This is a genomic window from Streptomyces sp. NBC_01351 (assembly GCF_036237315.1).
Classification (GTDB): Bacteria; Actinomycetota; Actinomycetes; order Streptomycetales; family Streptomycetaceae; genus Streptomyces.
In genome coordinates, this window is sequence record NZ_CP108356.1 from 6,676,275 (window position 1) to 6,691,953 (window position 15,679).

Sequence of the window (15,679 nt, forward strand, 5' to 3'; positions counted from 1 at the left end):
CCGCCGCCGGGCGCTGCCCCCGGACCCCCGCGCCTCAAACGCCGGCGGGGCTGTATCTTCCCCCGCGGAAGCGAAGATGCCGGGCCGGCCGCAGGTGCGGCCGGCCCGGCATCTTGCTTACGCGCGCCGGCTGGGTTGCCGCGCAGCGGCAATTCCAGCCTCGCCGGCGTTTGACGCGTGGGGGCCCCGGACGGAGTCTGGGGGAGGGTCTGGGGCGGAACCCCAGGGCGCTTGCGCGGCGGCGCTCTACCGGCCCGGCTACGCCTCCGGCGGGGTGTCGTCCTCGTCCGGAGGGGTCGCGGACGGCGGGGTCGCCGGAGGGGGTTCCTCCGCCGGGGGGTCCTGCTTGCGCTTCGGCGGCAGCGTCAGGCCGCTCGACGTGTCGCGGAGGTACGAGCCGTCCCCGGGCTCCGCCGACGGATCCCGCCGCCGCAGGTACCGCTCGAACTCCCGGGCGATCGCATCCCCCGACGCCTCCGGCAGATCGGCCGTGTCCCGCGCCTCCTCCAGCGTCTGGACGTACTCCGCCACCTCGCTGTCCTCCGCGGCCAGTTGGTCCACGCCCAGCTGCCACGCCCGCGCGTCCTCCGGCAACTCGCCCAGCGGGATCCGGATGTCGATCAGGTCCTCCAGCCGGTTCAGCAGGGCCAGCGTGGCCTTCGGGTTCGGCGGCTGCGACACGTAGTGCGGCACCGCCGCCCACAGGGACACCGCCGGCACCCCGGCGTGCGTACAGGCCTCCTGGAGCACGCCCACGATCCCCGTCGGGCCCTCGTACTTGGTCTCCTCCAGGTCCATCGTCCGCGCCAGGTCCGCGTCCGAGGTGACCCCGCTCACCGGCACCGGCCGCGTGTGCGGGGTGTCCCCGAGCAGCGCGCCCAGGACGACGACCATCTCCACGCCCAACTCGTGCGCGAAGCCGAGCAGCTCGTTGCAGAACGACCGCCACCGCATGGACGGTTCGATGCCCCGCACCAGCACCAGATCGCGCGGCTTCGCGCCGCCGATGCGGACCACCGACAGCCGCGTCGTCGGCCACGTGATCTTCCGTACCCCGTTGTCCAGCCACACCGTCGGCCGGTTGACCTGGAAGTCGTAGTAGTCCTCGGCGTCGAGCGCCGCGAACACCTCGCCCTTCCACTCCCGGTCCAGGTGCGCGACCGCACCGGAGGCCGCGTCACCCGCGTCGTTCCAGCCCTCGAACGCGGCCACCATGACCGGGTCGATCAGCTCGGGCACGCCCTCAAGCTCGATCACCCAGGTCTCCTTCCGAAGTTCCCTTGCGTACGTGGGTCAGCCTAAGCCTTGATGAGGCACCGGCCACAGCCCACGACAGAGGGGCGGTTCCCCTCGGAACCGCCCCTCTTCCCCACCTGCGTGGCAGCTATGCCTTGTGGCCCAGCATCTCCTCGACACGGGCCCGAACGGCCGCGTCGTCCAGGCCGCGGATCGTCACCGTCGTACGCCGGCGCAGCACGTCGTCGACCGTCTCGGCCCACTCGTTGTCACGGGCGTACGCCACCTGCGCCCAGATCTCCGGACCGTCCGGGTGGATGCGCTCGGCCAGCGCCGGGTCCTCGTTCGCGATCCGCGCGATGTCGAAGGCCAGCGAACCGTAGTGCGAGGCCAGGTGGCGCGCGGTCAGCGGGTCCATCCGCGTACCGGGCTCGCGGTCCACCAGCAGCCTGTGCGCGACCGCGTTCGGGTTGGCGACACCGGGCAGCGGGATCCGGCGCACGAGCGACTTCGCCGGCTCCATGTCCTCGGTCAGCGGGCTGCCCGGGAGCTTCGCCAGCTTGTCCATGACCACGCGGCCGATGTGCCGGTACGTCGTCCACTTGCCGCCGGCCACCGACAGCATGCCGCCCGCACCCTCGGACACGACCGTCTCCCGCTTGGCCTTCTCGACCCCGCCGGGGCCGCCGGGCAGCACCCGCAGGCCCGCGAAGGCGTACGTCATCAGCGAGCGGTCGAGGTCCGCGTCGTTCACGGAGAAGGCCGCCTCGTCCAGGATCTGCTGGATGTCGGCCTCGGTGGCGCGCACGTCCGCCGGGTCGCCCTCGTACACCTCGTCGGTGGTGCCCAGCAGGAGCTGGTCCTCCCACGGCAGGGCGAAGGTGATGCGGTACTTGTCGATCGGGGTGGCCATGGCGGCCTTCCACGGCGACTTGCGCTTCATGACGATGTGCGCGCCCTTGGACAGGCGGATCGACGGCATCGAGTGCTTGTCTTCCATGCGCCGCAGGTGGTCCACCCACGGGCCGGTGGCGTTGAGCACGACACGCGCGTCGACCCCGAACTCGGTACCGTCCAGACGGTCCTTGAGCTCGGCACCGGTGACCCGGCCGTGCGTCTTGCGCAGCCCGGTGACCTCGGCGTGGTTGAGGACGACCGCGCCCGACTCGACGGCCGCGCGGACCGTCATGACGGCGACGCGGGAGTCGTTCATCTGGTGGTCGTAGTAGACCGCGACGGCCTTCAGGTTGTCCGTCTTCAGACCCGGGTTGTCGGCGACGGCACGGGCCGGGGAGATGACCTTGCCGATGCCGTCGCCGAAGGCCGAGAGGGCGGAGTACGCGAAGACGCCCGCGCCCAGCTTGGCCGCACCGACCGGACCGCCCTTGTACACGGGCAGGTAGAAGGTGAGCGGGTTGACCAGGTGCGGGGCCACGTCCTTGGCCAGCACCCGGCGCTCGTGGTGGTTCTCGGCGACCAGCTTGACCGCACCGGTCTGCAGGTAGCGCAGGCCGCCGTGGACCAGCTTGGAGGAGGCCGAGGAGGTGGCGCCGGCGAAGTCGCCGGCGTCCACCATGGCGACCCGCAGACCCGACTGCGCGGCGTGCCAGGCCACCGAGGTGCCCAGGATTCCACCGCCGATGACGAGCAGGTCGTACGTGGCCTTCGCCAGCTGCTCACGGGTCTCGGCGCGGCTCGCGTTCGAACCGGCGGTCGGGTGCGTTCCCAGGGTGGGAACGCTCTGCAGGCTGCTCATATCTCTCTTAGCTCCTCGTCGATAGCGTCAGCTGAGTGCGGTCAGCTGGCGTCTTCGTCGTCGACCCAGCCCATGGACCGCTCGACGGCCTTGAGCCAGCTCTTGTACTCGCGCTCCCGCTGCTCGGCGGGCATCCGCGGGGTCCACTCGGCCGCGCGGCGCCAGTTGGCGCGCAGGGCGTCGGTGTCGGGCCAGAAGCCGACGGCCAGGCCGGCGGCGTAGGCGGCGCCGAGGCAGGTGGTCTCGGCGACCATCGGACGGACCACGGGGGCGTCCAGGAAGTCCGAGAGCGTCTGCATCAGCAGGTTGTTGGAGGTCATGCCGCCGTCGACCTTGAGGGCGGCGAGCTCGACGCCCGAGTCCTTGGTCATGGCGTCGGTGATCTCGCGGGTCTGCCAGGCGGTGGCCTCCAGGACGGCACGGGCGATGTGCGCCTTGGTGACGTACCGGGTGAGGCCGGCGATCACGCCGCGGGCGTCGGAGCGCCAGTACGGGGCGAACAGGCCGGAGAAGGCGGGCACGAAGTAGGCGCCGCCGTTGTCCTCGACGGAGGAGGCCAGCGTCTCGATCTCGGCCGCGGTCTTGATCATGCCCATCTGGTCGCGCATCCACTGGACGAGCGAGCCGGTGACGGCGATGGAGCCCTCCAGCGCGTAGACCGGCTTCGCGTCGCCGATCTGGTAGCCGACCGTGGTCAGCAGGCCGCTGTAGGAGTTGATGATCTTGTCGCCGGTGTTCATCAGCATGAACGTTCCGGTGCCGTACGTGGACTTGGCCTCGCCCTCGGCGAAGCAGGTCTGGCCGAACAGCGCGGCCTGCTGGTCACCGAGCGCCGAGGCGACCGGGACACCGGCGAGGACGCCGTCCTTGACGTGGCCGTAGACCTCGGCGGAGGACTTGATCTCCGGGAGGACGTTGAGCGGGACGCCCATGGACTCGGCGATCTTCTCGTCCCAGGCCAGGGTGTGCAGGTTCATCAGCATGGTGCGCGAGGCGTTGGTGACGTCGGTGACGTGCACACCGCCCTGGGCGCCACCGGTCAGGTTCCAGATGACCCAGGAGTCCATGGTGCCGAAGAGGATGTCGCCCGCCTCGGCGCGCTCGCGCAGGCCCTCGACGTTGTCGAGCAGCCAGCGGACCTTCGGGCCCGCGAAGTAGCTGGCCAGCGGCAGGCCGGTCTCGCGGCGGAAGCGGTCCTGGCCGACGTTGCGGCCGAGCTCCTTGCACAGGGCGTCGGTGCGGGTGTCCTGCCAGACCAGCGCGTTGTGCACCGGCTCGCCGGTGTGGCGGTCCCACAGGACGGTGGTCTCGCGCTGGTTGGTGATGCCGACGGCCTTGACGTCGGACGAGGTGATCTCCGCCTTGGCGATGGCCCCGGCGACGACCTCCTGGACGTTGGTCCAGATCTCGGTGGCGTCGTGCTCGACCCAGCCCGGCTTCGGGAAGATCTGCTCGTGCTCCTTCTGGTCGACGGCGACGATGCGGCCGTCGCGGTCGAAGACGATGCAGCGGGAGGAGGTGGTGCCCTGGTCGATCGCGGCGATGAAGGGGCCGGTGCTGCTGGTCATGTGGCTGCTCCTGGCGGGTCTGTGAGTAGGCGGAATCAGGATGCGGTGCGGATCTTACGAGCGCGGGCCGATGCTGATCAGGCGAACGCGATGTTGTACAGACCGCCGGCGAGGACGGCACCGACGAGCGGGCCGGCGACCGGGATCCAGGAGTAGCCCCAGTCGGATCCGCCCTTGTTGGGCAGCGGCAGCAGGGAGTGGACGATGCGCGGGCCGAGGTCGCGGACCGGGTTGATCGCGTAGCCGGTCGGACCGCCCAGCGAGAGGCCGATGCCGACGACCACGAACGAGGTGATCAGGACGCCGATGACACCGAGGCCCTTGCCGCCGTCCTGCAGGCCCTGGGTCAGGATGGCCAGGACCAGGACGGCCGTGCCGATGATCTCGGTCGCGAGGTTCTGCGCGACGTTGCGGATCTCGGGGCCGGTCGAGAAGATGCCGAGCACGGGGCCGGCCACATCGTGCGGGTGCGGGTCCTCGGGACCGAGTTTGGCGTCGCGGATGTGCTCCGGGTCCGCCAGGTGTGCGCGGAACTGGCCGTAGTACGTGATCCACATCAGGACCGCGCCGAGCATGGCGCCCAGCAGCTGGCCGGCGAAGTAGACGGGCACGTCGCTCCACTCGCCGGTCTTGACGGCGATGCCGACCGTGACGGCCGGGTTCAGGTGCGCGCCGGAGAGCGGTGCGGACACGTAGGCGGCGATCAGTACGGCGAATCCCCAGCCGAACGTGATGGCCAGCCAGCCCGCGTTCCGGGCCTTGGAGCTCTTGAGGGTCAGTGCGGCGCAGACGCCACCACCGAGCAGTGTGAGCAGGGCGGTACCGATGGTCTCGCCGATGAAGATGTCGGAGCTGGACACCCGCGACTCCTTTGTCTTACGTCCAGGGGTGGGCGGACACCGGGTCCCTCCGGTGGTTCCGCGCACTCGGTGAGTGCTGCACCGGTCCTTGGCCTTGCCACACCCTAACGCGTATTGCCGGTAGGTGTTCGACATTGCCGACCGATGAACGGCAGTTTTCCGCCTGTGTGAAGAACCCGTCAAGGCCTGGCCAGGTCAAAGAACCGGATCGTTACCACTCGGTACGATCGCCCAAATCCAGCCAATCCATGATCAGTAAATGACAAAACCCACCCAAATGCAGCTCGAGCCGCCTTGGGTGGGTCCGATTGGATGGAAAACGGTCAGGTCAAGCTCAGAACCGGCCCGCTCCCAGATCGCGTGAAACCGACCGCGCACAGTCCCGTACGGAGGCCACCAGGGCCGCCCGCGGCTCCCCGGACTCCCCACAGACCCGCTCCACGGCCCCCGCCACGGCGACCGCGCCGACGGGCATCCTGCGCCGGTCGTGAATCGGCGCCGCCACCGAGGCGATGCCCTCCCAGGTCTCCTCGACATCGGAGGCCCAGCCGCGCGCCCGGGTCAGCCCGAGGACCTCCTCGAAACCGACCGCGTCCGTGACCGTGCGCGGGGTGAACGCCTCGCGCTCCACCTCCACCGCCTCCGTGTGCGCCACCGGGTCGTACGCGGACAGCACCTTGCCCAGCGCCGTCGAATGCAGCGGCTGCATGGCCCCCACCTCCAGCACCTGGCGGCTGTCGTCGGGCCGGAACACGTGGTGCATGATCAGCACCCCGCTCTTGTGCAGCACCCCCACGTACACGCTCTCGCCGCTGGCCCGCGCCAGATCGTCCGTCCACACCAGGGCGCGGGCGCGCAGCTCGTGCACGTCCAGATAGCTGTTGCCCAGGCGCAGCAGCTCCGCACCCAGCTGGTAGCGCCCCGAGGCCGGGTCCTGTTCGACGAAGCCCTCCGCCTGCAGGGTGCGCAGGATGCCGTGAGCCGTGCCCTTGGCCAGGCCCAGGGAGGAGGCCACGTCCGAGAGCCCCAGCCGGCGCTCCCCGCCCGCCAGGAGTCGCAGCATCGCAGCGGCTCGTTCGAGCGACTGGATGTTCCGTGCCATCGCGCAGCCTCCTGCTGACGTAGTTCGACAATGCTGAACAGTATCGGTCGATGTCGACCTTTTGCATGGTGAGGTGGTCCGGACGCGTGTTTGGGTGCTCACTCCATGCACCGACCACCCGATAGGACGCCCCGCGCACAGAATGCAGTCCGCCACGTGGGACGCCCTCACCGGGTCAGGTGCCACACGGTTACCCTGGCCGCGTGCACCCTTGACACAGAGGGGGTGCAAAGCCGACAGCCGTCGCATCCCAGGGAGCTCAACCATGGCCTCGTCGCCGAACCCGCCCGCTGACACCCAGACCCGGGCCGATGCCCTCCGAGAGGCGCTCGCCACCCGTGTGGTCGTCGCCGACGGAGCCATGGGAACGATGCTCCAGGCGCAGGACCCCTCGATGGAGGACTTCCAGCAGCTGGAAGGCTGCAACGAGGTCCTGAACGTGACGCGCCCCGACATCGTGCGGACGGTCCACGAGGCCTACTTCTCGGTGGGCGTGGACTGCGTCGAGACGAACACCTTCGGTACGAACTACGCGGCGCTCGCCGAGTACGACATCGCCGACCGCAACTTCGAGCTGTCGGAAGCCGGCGCCCGCATCGCCCGCGAGGTCGCCGACGAGTTCACCGCCTCCACCGGTCAGCAGCGCTGGGTACTCGGCTCCATCGGCCCCGGCACCAAGCTCCCCACCCTCGGCCACATCACCTACCGCCAGATCCGCGACGCCTACCAGATCAACGCCGAAGGCCTGATCACCGGCGGCGCCGACGCACTGCTCGTCGAGACCACGCAGGACCTTCTGCAGACCAAGTCCTCCATCATCGGTGCCCGCCGCGCCATGGAGGCGCTCGGCGTCACCGTCCCGCTGATCTGCTCCGTCACCGTCGAGACCACCGGCACGATGCTCCTCGGCTCCGAGATCGGTGCGGCGCTGACGGCGCTCGAGCCGCTCGGCATCGACATGATCGGTCTGAACTGCGCGACCGGCCCGGCCGAGATGAGCGAGCACCTGCGCTACCTCGCCCGCAACGCCCGCATCCCGATCTCCTGCATGCCCAACGCCGGCCTTCCCGTCCTGACGAAGGACGGCGCCCACTACCCGCTGTCCGCCGCCGAGCTGGCCGACGCCCAGGAGACGTTCGTCCGCGAGTACGGGCTCTCCCTCGTCGGCGGCTGCTGCGGCACCACGCCCGAGCACCTGCGCCAGGTCGTCGAACGCGTCCGCGGCACGGAGATCACCCAGCGCAGCCCCCAGCCGGAGCCCGGCGCCGCCTCGCTCTACCAGACGGTGCCGTTCCGGCAGGACACCGCGTACATGGCGATCGGTGAGCGGACGAACGCGAACGGGTCGAAGAAGTTCCGCGAGGCCATGCTGGAGGCCCGCTGGGACGACTGCGTCGAGATGGTGCGCGACCAGATCCGTGAGGGCGCGCACATGCTCGACCTGTGCGTGGACTACGTGGGCCGCGACGGTGTCGCCGACATGCAGGAGCTGGCCGGCCGTTTCGCGACCGCCTCCACGCTGCCGATCGTTCTGGACTCCACCGAGGTTCCCGTCATCCAGGCCGGCCTGGAGAAGCTGGGCGGCCGCGCGGTCATCAACTCCGTCAACTACGAGGACGGCGACGGCCCCGAATCCCGGTTCGCGAAGGTCACCCAGCTGGCGCAGGAGCACGGCGCCGCGCTGATCGCGCTGACCATCGACGAGCAGGGCCAGGCCCGCACCGTCGAGCACAAGGTCGCCATCGCCGAGCGGCTGATCGAGGACCTGACGTCGAACTGGGGGATCCGCGAGTCGGACATCCTCATCGACACGCTCACGTTCACGATCTGCACGGGTCAGGAGGAGTCCCGCAAGGACGGCATCGCGACGATCGAGTCGATCCGTGAGCTCAAGCGCCGCCACCCGGACGTCCAGACCACCCTCGGCCTGTCGAACATCTCCTTCGGCCTGAACCCGGCCGCCCGCGTCCTGCTGAACTCCGTCTTCCTCGACGAGTGCGTGAAGGCCGGTCTGGATTCGGCGATCGTCCACGCGTCGAAGATCCTGCCGATCGCCCGCTTCGACGACGAGCAGGTCAACACCGCCCTCGACCTGATCTACGACCGCCGCGCCGAGGGCTACGACCCCCTGCAGAAGCTGATGGCGCTCTTCGAGGGCGTTAACACCAAGTCCCTGAAGGCCGGCCGCGCCGAGGAACTCGCCGCCCTGCCCCTGGACGAGCGCCTGCAGCGCCGCATCATCGACGGCGAGAAGAACGGCCTCGAAGCCGACCTCGACGAAGCGCTCCAGACCCGCCCCGCACTCGCCATCGTCAACGACACCCTCCTGGAGGGCATGAAGGTCGTCGGCGAGCTCTTCGGCTCCGGCCAGATGCAGCTCCCCTTCGTCCTCCAGTCCGCCGAGGTCATGAAGACGGCCGTCGCCTACCTCGAACCGCACATGGAGAAGACCGACGCCGACGGCAAGGGCACGATCGTCCTGGCCACCGTCCGCGGCGATGTCCACGACATCGGCAAGAACCTCGTCGACATCATCCTGACCAACAACGGCTACAACGTCGTCAACATCGGCATCAAGCAGCCGGTCTCCGCGATCCTGGAAGCCGCGCAGGAGCACAGGGCCGATGTCATCGGCATGTCGGGCCTCCTGGTGAAGTCGACCGTGATCATGAAGGAGAACCTCCAGGAGCTCAACCAGCGCAAGCTGGCGGCCGACTACCCGGTCATCCTCGGCGGCGCCGCCCTCACCCGCGCCTACGTCGAACAGGACCTCCACGAGATCTACGAAGGCGAAGTCCGCTACGCCCGCGACGCCTTCGAAGGCCTGCGCCTCATGGACGCCCTGATCGCGGTCAAGCGCGGAGTCCCCGGCGCGACCCTGCCCGAGCTCAAGCAGCGCCGCGTCGCCAAGCGCGACACACCCGCCCTCCAGGTGGAGGAGCCGGAGGAGCCCGGTGGCCGTTCCGACGTGTCCGTCGACAACCCCGTCCCCACCCCGCCGTTCTGGGGGACCCGCGTGGTCAAGGGCATCCCGCTCAAGGACTACGCCTCCTGGCTGGACGAGGGCGCGCTCTTCAAGGGCCAGTGGGGCCTCAAGCAGGCCCGCGCCGGCGGCGCCACGTACGAGGAGCTCGTCGAGAGCGAGGGCCGTCCGCGCCTGCGCGGCCTCCTGGACAAGCTGCACACGGAGAACCTCCTCGAAGCGGCCGTCGTCTACGGCTACTTCCCCTGCGTGTCCAAGGGTGAGGACCTGATCATCCTGGACGAGCAGGGCAACGAGCGGACCCGCTTCACCTTCCCCCGCCAGCGCCGCGGCCGCCGCCTGTGCCTCGCCGACTTCTTCCGCCCGGAGGAGTCGGGGGAGACCGACGTCGTCGGCCTCCAGGTCGTCACCGTCGGCTCGAAGATCGGCGAGGCCACGGCCAAGCTGTTCGAGTCCGACTCCTACCGCGAGTACCTGGAGCTGCACGGCCTCTCCGTCCAGCTCGCCGAGGCCATGGCCGAGTACTGGCACGCCCGCGTCCGCTCCGAGCTCGGCTTCGGCGGCGAGGACCCGGCCAAGGTCGAGGACATGTTCGACCTCAAGTACCGCGGCGCCCGCTTCTCGCTCGGCTACGGCGCCTGCCCCGACCTGGAGGACCGCGCGAAGATCGCCGACCTCCTCCAGCCGGAGCGGATCGGCGTCCACCTCTCGGAGGAGTTCCAGCTCCACCCGGAGCAGTCCACGGACGCGATCGTGATTCACCACCCCGAAGCGAAGTATTTCAACGCACGCTGACACCGCCCGGCGTACACTGGTCGGTCCCATACAGGCCGGTCACCTGTTCCCCAGGGGGGTATCCCCGCGGGGTCGAGGTGACCGGCCTTGTCGTCCCCGGAGAGAGGCGTTACGCATGACCAGCACCGTTCCCGCCCCCGTCGCCCGTACGGCAGACGGGCATGCCCTGCAGGCGGTGCTGCTCGACATGGACGGCACCCTCGTCGACACCGAGGGTTTCTGGTGGGAGATCGAGGCGGAGATCTTCCAGGAGCTCGGCCACCGGCTGGACGAGTCCTGGCGCGACGTGGTCGTCGGCGGTCCCATGAGCCGCAGTGCGTCGTTCCTGATCGAGTCGACCGGCGCCGCCATCGGCCTGGCCGAGCTCAGCGTCCTCCTCAACGAGCGCTTCGAGGCCCGCATCGCCGACCGGGTCCCGCTCATGCCGGGCGCCGAGCGGCTGCTGAGCGAGCTGGCCCGGCACAACGTGCCCACCGCCCTCGTCTCCGCCTCGCACCGCCGCGTCATCGACCAGGTCCTGCTCACCCTGGGGCGCGACCGCTTCACGATGACCGTCGCCGGGGACGAGGTCGCCCGTACGAAGCCGCACCCCGACCCGTACCTGCTCGCCGCGAGCACGCTGGGCGCACACCCCTCCCGGTGCGCCGTCATCGAGGACACGGCCACAGGCGTCGCCGCGGCGGAGGCCGCCGGCTGCCGGGTCGTGGCCATCCCCTCCGTCGGCCGCATCGAGCCCGCCCCGGGCCGGACGATCGTGCGCTCGCTGGAGGACGTGGACCTGTCCTTCCTGCGCTCCCTCATCGCCCCGATGAACTGAGCGCACACACCACCACACGCTCTGTGCCGAATGAAACAGGGGCAGGGCTCAGGTCCGGCGGAAGAATCTTCCGCCAGGGTCCCCGGAGGCTGAAATTCCATCCCTTCCGGGGCAGTTGTCCCGGGTGACCTTTGTCACCCGTCACAGCCCCGACGGACCTGTCCCGAGGCCCAAGTGCCTGCCGCTCTGTCCGGATTGATCAGCTCCTGACCGAATCCGGACGGAGCGTCGCGTGAACAGCCGGTTCACTCCCGTCACGGTGCGATTACACCCCAAGTCCGGTCAGTTCCAGCCATCCCGTTCCGGGCCACTAGTGTCATTGCGGGCACTGCGCCGCACCTCAGCCGCCCCGGACACACACCCCTGTGCCGGGACCGCGTGGACCGATCGTCACTACACCGGCCCGATCGTTCCGCCCTGAACGGGCGACCGCCGCGAAGTGCCCTTTACACCGCTTTGAGCAAGCGCCGGTAACAGGGAGTACTTCCAGCATGAACCGCAAGACCATGGTGCTGACGGCCGCGGCCGGACTGCTCACCCCCACGCTGGCCGCATGCGGCACCGCGACCGGCGGAGGAGCAGGATCCGGAGCGATCGTCGTCGGCACCACCGACCGGTTCGAGGCCGCCGAATACGCCCCCGCCCCGTTCGACCCGGCCTACGCCTACGACGCCGGCGCCTGGAACGTCCTGCGACAGACCGTCCAGACGCTCATGCACACCCCGCGCGGCGGCGGCGAGCCCGTCCCCGAAGCAGCCTCCGACTGCCGCTTCACCGACACGGGCAACGAGAGCTACCGCTGCACCCTGCGCCCCGGCCTCAAGTTCGCCTCCGGAGACCCCGTCACCGCCAAGGACGTCAAGTTCTCCGTCGAGCGCGTCCTCGCCATCAAGGACGAGAACGGCCCCTCCTCGCTGCTCGCCAACATCGACACCGTCGACGCCAAGACCACCGACACCGTCGTCTTCCACCTGAAGACCCCGGACGCGACCTTCCCGCACAAGCTCGCCACCCCCGCCGCGGGCATCGTCAGCGCGAAGAACTACGACGCCAAGAAGCTCCGCGAGGGCTTCTCCGTGGACGGCTCCGGCCCGTACACGATGAAGGCCGAAGTCAAGAACAACCAGCTCGTCCGCGCCGTCTTCAGCAAGAACCCCCACTACAAGGGCGACCTCAAGCTGCACAACGACAAGGCCGAACTGCGCACCTACGCCGACTCCACGGCCATGGGCAAGGCACTGGCCGACGGCAAGATCCACATGATCTCCCGCACCCTGTCGCCCGCCCAGATCACCGAGCTCTCCACCAAGCCCCCCAAGGGTGTCAACCTCACCCCGCTGCCCGGCCTGGAGATCCGCTACCTCGGCTTCAACACCGACGCCCCGGTCGTCAAGGACAAGGCAGTACGCCAGGCCCTCGCCGCCGCCGTGGACCGCACCGCACTCATCGACAAGGTCTACGGCAAGTCCGCGCAGCCCCTGTACTCGCTGGTCCCCACCACCGTCACCGGCCACGTCAACTCCTTCTTCAACAAGTACGGCGACGCCAACACCGCCAAGGCCGCCACCCTGCTGAAGGACGCCGGGATCAAGACCCCGGTCAAGCTCACCCTGAACTACACCACCGACCACTACGGCGACGGCACCGCGGCCGAGTTCGAGGCCCTCAAGGCCCAACTGAACTCCACCCAGCTCTTCGACATCACCGTCCAGGGCAGCGAGTGGGCCGACTTCCGCCCCGCGCAGAAGAAGGGCGACCACGCCGCATACGGACTCGGCTGGTTCCCCGACTACCCCGACGCCGACAACTTCCTCGCCCCGTTCCTGGAGCAGGACAACTTCCTGGGCACCCCGTACGCCAACGCCACCGTACGCACCCGGCTCATCCCCGAATCCCGGCGCGCCGCCAACCGCGACATCGCCGTCCCCGCGATCACGGAGATGCAGGACATCGTCGCCGAGGACGTGCCCGTCCTGCCCCTGTGGCAGGGCAAGCAGTACGTCGCCGCACGCGACGGCATCACCGGAGTGGAATGGTCCGTCAACGCCATCTCCGACCTCCAGCTCTGGGAACTCGGCCGCGGCGCAAGCGGCTGACCCACGCAAACCACCACCGGCAGCGGGTGTCGCGGGCCGGCCCGACGAAACTGTTCGACTGAGAAGGACGTAACCGTGAATCGACGTAACCAGTGGCTGGCGGCCCCGCTCGGCGCAGCCACCGCCGCCGCGCTGCTCAGCGGTTGCGGCTCGACCGATGGCTCCAACGCCGGCACCGGCAAGGGCGTGGTCATGGGCATATCCGACAAGGTGAAGGCCACCGACCCGGCCTCCGGCTACGACCCGGGCTCCTGGGTGCTCTTCAACAACGTCTTCCAGTCGCTCCTCAGCTTCCCCAAGGGCGGCACCATCCCCGAGCCCGACGCCGCGGAGGCCTGCGGCTTCGAGGGCAGCGACAGCAAGACGTACAAGTGCACCCTGCGCGGCGGCCTGAAGTTCAGCAACGGCCACAGCCTCACCTCGAAGGACGTCAAGCACTCCTTCGACCGCACCCTGAAGATCAACGACGAGAACGGCCCCGCCGTCATGCTCGCCTCGATCGCCACCATCGACGCCCCCGACGACAAGACCGTCGTCTTCCACCTCAAGACCCCCGACGCGACCTTCCCCAGCAAGATCGCCTCGGGCGCCGGCTCCATCGTCGACCGCAGCGAGTACCCCGCCGACAAGCTCCGCACCGACAACAAGGTCACCGGCTCCGGCGTCTACAAGCTGGACTCCATCAACGACAAGAGCGCCAACTTCTCCGTCAACGAGTCCTACACCGGCAAGGCCAAGCCGAAGAACTCCGGCGTCACCATGAAGTTCTTCAACGAGGACCAGGCCGCCCTCAAGAAGGTCCTCGAAAGCGGAGACGTCGACTTCGCCTTCCGCGGCCTCGCCGCCAAGGACATCGCCGGCCTCGCCTCCGGCACCGCGGACCAGAAGGTCGAGGTCGTCCAGGGCGCCGGAGCCGAGGTCCAGCACCTCGTCTTCAACATGAACGACCCGGTCGCCGGCAAGATCCACGTCCGCAAGGCCATCGCCTACCTCGTCGACCGCGAAGCCCTGGTCAAGGAGGTCTACGCGGGAACCGCGACCTCCCTCTACTCCATCGTCCCGGCCGGCATCGCCTCCCACACCACGCCGTTCTTCACCCGCTACGGCGGCAGCCCCCAGGTGGAGAAGGCCAAGGCCGTCCTGCGCGCCGCCAACGTCAAGGACAAGGTCAAGCTGACCCTCTACTCGACGCCCTCGCGCTACGGCCACTCCACGGACCAGGAACTGCAGCTCATCGCCAAGCAGCTCAACGAGAGCGGCCTCTTCGAAGCCGACGTCAAGTCCGCCGAGTTCGATCAGTACGAGAAGGACATCGAGGCCGGCAAGTACGGCGTCTACGTGAAGGGCTGGGTGCCCGACTACCCGGACGCCGACAACTTCACCCAGCCGTTCTTCGGCCCCGGCAACGTCCTCGGCAACAACTACGACAACAAGGAGATCACCGGGACGATCATCCCGTCGACCTCCGCGAAGTCCGACCGCGGCGCCGCCGGCACGGACTACGACCGCCTCCAGGACATCGTCGCCGACGAGATCCCGATCCTCCCGCTCTGGCAGGGCAAGCAGTACGCGGTCACCCGCCCGAACGTCAGCGGCCTCCAGTGGTCGCTCGACGCGTCGACCGTCTTCCGCTTCTGGGAGATCAGCAAGGGCTGAGCCCCCGCCCCACGGCAACGGGCCGGTAGCCGCGTGACGCGGCTACCGGCCCGTTGCCGTACCCGGAATCCCTACTGGCTCGCGCCCGGCCGCACCAGACCGCTCTCGTACGCGTACACCGCCGCCTGCACCCGGTCCCGCAGCCCCAGCTTCGTCAACACGTGACCCACGTGCGTCTTCACCGTGGTCTCACTCACGAACAGGTCCGCCGCGATCTCCGCGTTCGACAACCCGCGCGCCACCAGCTTCAGCACCTCGACCTCCCGCTCGGTCAACGTACCCAGGGTGTCCGGCACGCTCTCCTCACCCGAAGGCAAATGACCCGCGTACTTGTCCAGCAGCCGCCGCGTGATGCTCGGCGCGAGCATCGCCTCGCCCCCCGCCACCACCCGGATCGCCTGCACCAGCTCATTGGCCGGAGCATCCTTCAACAGGAACCCGCTCGCCCCCGCCCGCAGCGCCTCCACCACGTACTCGTCCAGATCGAACGTGGTCAGTACCAGCACCTTCGCCGGACCGTCCCGACCCGGACCCGTGATCTGCCGGGTCGCCTCCACCCCGTCCATCCGCGGCATCCGGATGTCCATCAGCACCACGTCCGGCTGGAGCGCCCGCACCTGGTCCAGCGCCTGCAGGCCGTCCCCGGCCTCACCGACCACCGCGAGGTCCTCCTCGGCCTCCAGGATCATCCGGAAGCCGGTGCGCAGCAGCGGCTGGTCATCGACCAGAAGGACGCGGATCGCCACGGGGTCTACCTCGTATTCGTACGGCGGCTACGACGGACGCCGCCCATTCTGCCCTGACGCGACG

General features: G+C 69.2%; 10 protein-coding genes. 4 read left to right on the forward strand and 6 right to left on the reverse strand.

Features of this window, described 5'->3' with window-relative positions; translation table 11 throughout:
* Positions 1-258 precede the first annotated feature (258 nt).
* From OG625_RS30790 to OG625_RS30810, 5 genes are all read right to left on the reverse strand, one after another.
* Complete coding sequence (locus tag OG625_RS30790; protein WP_329387530.1) at positions 259-1,257, reverse strand: PAC2 family protein; 999 nt, start codon at positions 1,255-1,257, stop codon at positions 259-261.
* Between the two features lie 127 nt (positions 1,258-1,384).
* Positions 1,385-2,992: a glycerol-3-phosphate dehydrogenase/oxidase gene (locus tag OG625_RS30795; protein ID WP_329387532.1), complete on the reverse strand. Its 1,608-nt coding sequence runs from the start codon at positions 2,990-2,992 to the stop codon at positions 1,385-1,387.
* 41 nt (positions 2,993-3,033) lie between these two features.
* Positions 3,034-4,560: a glycerol kinase GlpK gene (glpK, locus tag OG625_RS30800; protein ID WP_329387534.1), complete on the reverse strand. Its 1,527-nt coding sequence runs from the start codon at positions 4,558-4,560 to the stop codon at positions 3,034-3,036.
* Between the two features lie 77 nt (positions 4,561-4,637).
* Positions 4,638-5,420 carry an MIP/aquaporin family protein gene (locus OG625_RS30805; RefSeq protein ID WP_329387536.1) on the reverse strand — a complete coding sequence of 261 codons (783 nt, stop codon included), beginning with the start codon at positions 5,418-5,420 and terminating at the stop codon, positions 4,638-4,640.
* Positions 5,421-5,754: 334 nt separating this feature from the next.
* The gene (locus OG625_RS30810; protein WP_329387538.1) at positions 5,755-6,522 is read right to left on the reverse strand and encodes an IclR family transcriptional regulator; all 768 of its coding nucleotides are present in this window, start codon (positions 6,520-6,522) and stop codon (positions 5,755-5,757) included.
* A gap of 265 nt (positions 6,523-6,787) precedes the next feature.
* On the opposite strand from OG625_RS30810, the gene metH reads away from it, so the two are divergent.
* The 4 genes from metH to OG625_RS30830 all read left to right on the forward strand — a co-directional run bounded on the left by metH (position 6,788) and on the right by OG625_RS30830 (position 14,869).
* A complete protein-coding gene (gene metH, locus OG625_RS30815; protein WP_329387541.1) occupies positions 6,788-10,300 on the forward strand; it encodes a methionine synthase in 3,513 nt (1,170 codons plus the stop codon).
* A gap of 115 nt (positions 10,301-10,415) precedes the next feature.
* Positions 10,416-11,117 carry an HAD family hydrolase gene (locus OG625_RS30820; RefSeq protein WP_329387543.1) on the forward strand — a complete coding sequence of 234 codons (702 nt, stop codon included), beginning with the start codon at positions 10,416-10,418 and terminating at the stop codon, positions 11,115-11,117.
* Between the two features lie 491 nt (positions 11,118-11,608).
* Positions 11,609-13,213: an ABC transporter substrate-binding protein gene (locus tag OG625_RS30825; protein ID WP_329387545.1), complete on the forward strand. Its 1,605-nt coding sequence runs from the start codon at positions 11,609-11,611 to the stop codon at positions 13,211-13,213.
* Between the two features lie 75 nt (positions 13,214-13,288).
* Entirely contained in the window at positions 13,289-14,869 is a 1,581-nt protein-coding gene (locus OG625_RS30830; protein ID WP_329387547.1) for an ABC transporter substrate-binding protein, read from the forward strand.
* 71 nt (positions 14,870-14,940) lie between these two features.
* On the opposite strand, the gene OG625_RS30835 is transcribed toward OG625_RS30830, so the two are convergent.
* Positions 14,941-15,615 carry a response regulator transcription factor gene (locus OG625_RS30835; RefSeq protein WP_329387549.1) on the reverse strand — a complete coding sequence of 225 codons (675 nt, stop codon included), beginning with the start codon at positions 15,613-15,615 and terminating at the stop codon, positions 14,941-14,943.
* Positions 15,616-15,679 lie beyond the last annotated feature (64 nt).

Excerpts from the sequence above, each read along its gene's own strand:
- glpK (WP_329387534.1), bottom strand. The coding sequence starts at position 4,560 with ATGACCAGCAGCACCGGCCCCTTCATCGCCGCGATCGACCAGGGCACC.
- OG625_RS30825 (WP_329387545.1), top strand. The coding sequence starts at position 11,609 with ATGAACCGCAAGACCATGGTGCTGACGGCCGCGGCCGGACTGCTCACC.
- OG625_RS30795 (WP_329387532.1), bottom strand. The coding sequence starts at position 2,992 with ATGAGCAGCCTGCAGAGCGTTCCCACCCTGGGAACGCACCCGACCGCC.
- metH (WP_329387541.1), top strand. The coding sequence starts at position 6,788 with ATGGCCTCGTCGCCGAACCCGCCCGCTGACACCCAGACCCGGGCCGAT.
- OG625_RS30820 (WP_329387543.1), top strand. The coding sequence starts at position 10,416 with ATGACCAGCACCGTTCCCGCCCCCGTCGCCCGTACGGCAGACGGGCAT.
- OG625_RS30810 (WP_329387538.1), bottom strand. The coding sequence starts at position 6,522 with ATGGCACGGAACATCCAGTCGCTCGAACGAGCCGCTGCGATGCTGCGA.